Annotated in this window: 2 protein-coding genes and 1 pseudogene; all 3 read left to right on the forward strand. The window is 68.4% G+C overall.

Annotation, left to right across the window (positions count from 1 at the left end; translation table 11 throughout):
• Positions 1-1,239 (forward strand): annotated as a pseudogene (locus tag V7E05_RS14055) (hypothetical protein); the annotation flags it as partial.
• 45 nt (positions 1,240-1,284) lie between these two features.
• The gene (locus tag V7E05_RS14060; protein ID WP_333620251.1) at positions 1,285-1,524 is read left to right on the forward strand and encodes a hypothetical protein; all 240 of its coding nucleotides are present in this window, start codon (positions 1,285-1,287) and stop codon (positions 1,522-1,524) included.
• 2 nt (positions 1,525-1,526) lie between these two features.
• On the forward strand, positions 1,527-2,672 hold a 1,146-nt coding region (locus V7E05_RS14065), incomplete at its 3' end, for a peptidoglycan DD-metalloendopeptidase family protein (protein ID WP_333620252.1).

The raw sequence follows: 2,672 nt of genomic DNA on the forward strand, positions 1-2,672 counted from the left end.
GCGACGGTCGGGTACGGCCATCAGCGCATGAACCCGCTCGATCCGGGCGCGATGGGCACCGTGCTCGAGCAACTCGCCGCAGCCGCGGCCGCAGCGAGCGACGATCCGGAGCGCCGCGACGATCTCGAGGCGCTCGTGCGGTCGGTGCAGGCGGACCTGCGGGGCCGGCAGGTCACGACGGTCGCCGGGCTGATCGAGCTCGTGCGCGGCCGTCCACTCGACGATTTCGAGACCACGCTTCTGGCGACAGGTATCGGCCTGCTGTACGCCGAGTACGGCTTCACCAACGACAACCCGCCGATCCTCGAGGAGCTGCGCGATCTCCTCATCGACGGTCACCCCGAGCTGTACGCCGATGCCGGGCTCGATGCCCCGGCCGATTGGGTAAAGGAACCCCTCGGCGAGAAAGTCGCCGGCCGGCACCGGGCGGGCGAGGAGAAGTCCCGCGAACGACTCAAGTACGAAGATGCGGTGCTGGCTCTGCGCCGCTCGATCAATGCGCTGGTGCGCGGCGAGTTCGGGTCGGTGTTCAACTCCCGGGAACGGAACGTGCGCCTGGACCTCAACGCCCCGATGATCGACGTCGACGTGTCGCGCATCCCGCAGTCCGAGCGCAAGCTGCGCGGCGCGGTACTGCTCACCGCATGGGCGGAGGGCATGGCGGCGGTCGAAGGCGCACACGTCCTCGCCGATGCCGGACTGGCCGAGATGCGCACCTTCCACGTGGTGATCGAGGAGATGTGGCAGGTGTTGTCCCTCGGCGAGGCGATGGTCGACCGAGTCAACGAGCTCACGCGCCTCAATCGCGGTATCGGCACGGAGCTGACGATGATCACGCACTCCGTCGGTGACGGCGAGTCGTTGGGCAGCGAGTCGGCGCGCGCGAAAGCCCGCGGTTTCTTCGAACGGTCCCGCGTGAAGATCATCGGACCGATCCCGCGCGCAGAGGTGACCCGCCTGCGACAGATCATCTCGTTCTCCGAAAGCGAAGTCGCCTTGGTGACGGGCTGGGCGACACCGGAGGCACTCACCGGTGAGCCGGCCCGGCCGGGGGAGAAGGCGCCACCGCCCCCGGGGATGGGCAAGTTCCTCATCAAGGTCGGTGAGGGCGAGGGCCCGGGCATCCCGTTCCAGACCGTATTCACCCCGGCCGAGTCGGCGTCGGGGATGCACGACACCAACCAGCGGTTCGCGGCAGTCAACGCCGCACGCACGAAGGCGATTGCGGGGGCCGAGTAGATGGCGCGGGCGGGCTGGGCGACGCCGGAAGAGCGCGAGGCGCGCGTGAGCGAGGTCGTGGAGCTCATGGGTTCCGGGATGCGCATGTATCCGGCCGCGGACATCGTCGCCGCGAGGTCAGGCTGGGCGCGCAACACGATCGTGGCGTGGCTGCGCGAGGACGCCCCGGAAGACGCGGCAATGCTCCGTGCCGCTGAGGTTCCGGCGCGGATTGCGCAGCTCGAGCGCGAAAACCGGGAACTGCGTGAAGCACTGCGCCAGTCCCGTACCGGAGGTGAGGGGTAGCCATGGACGAGGGCAAGGGCGGTGCGCTGACCGCCGTGGTGGGCCTGGTCCTTGGCCTCGTGATGCTGATGACATTGGTCATCGTGGCAGTGGACGAGGACGAACAGGACCCGTGCAAGCCGACGGGAACGTCGTCATCGGCTGACGGCGGCGTACCGGACGGGGAGTATTCCAAGCCGCTCAAATCGTCGGACTACACCGAGTCATCGGGCTACCGGTCACCGGATCGTCCCACCCACCGGGGCACCGATATGGCGGCGCCGATGCACACCCCGATCTTCGCGTTCGCCGACGGGGTCGTGGTCAACGCGGGCCCGTCGAACGACGGGCCGCAGGGCTTCGGCAACTGGGTGGTCATCGACCACGAGGGCAAAGACGGAGACGGAAAATTCTCCACCGTGTACGGACACATGCCGCTCGGCGACATCACCGTAAAGCCCGGCGACAAGGTCAAGGCCGGGCAGCACATCGCCGGCGTGGGGTCCGAGGGCGGCTCCTCGGGGCCGCACCTGCACTTCGAGGTGTGGCCGGGGGGCCGCGACGGCGGTAAGGACGTCGATCCGGTGCCGTGGGTCGACAAGGCCAAAGACCCGGGCAGTGGCGGCGGCGAGGCTCCGAAGGACGCCAGCAAGGACGAGAAGAAGGACGATCCGGCGAAGAAGGCGTCGGCCAAGGCGCCGAAGAAGTCCGACGGCGGAGGGAACGCTGACGGCGGGGTGCTTGTTGTCGGTGACTCGATCTCCGAGGGCTCGCGGTCCCAGCTCGAGGCGAAGATCCCGGGCGTGAAGGTCAACGCACGTGTCTCTCGGCCCTTTGATGAGGGGGCGAACATCATTCGCCGCGACATCGACTCTCTGCCCGGCACCGTCGTTATCGCGCTCGGCACGAACGGCGGAGTTTCGGCGAGTGACTACAAAGCGCTTGTTGAGGAGGTCAAGGGCAAAGGATCCAAGGTCGTGGGCGTGAACACCTACGCCGACCGTGACTGGACCGAGGCGACGAACGCGGCGATCGACGGCGCCGGTATCCCGGTCGCCGACTGGCATGGCGCCGTGGAGAAGGACTCGTCGCTCCTCGGCGGAGACGGGCTGCACCCGTCGCCGGCGGGGCAGGCCAAGTTCGCCGAGCTCGTCGCCGGTATCGCCGGG

It is taken from the genome of Dietzia sp., from assembly GCF_036741115.1.
Classification (GTDB): Bacteria; Actinomycetota; Actinomycetes; order Mycobacteriales; family Mycobacteriaceae; genus Dietzia.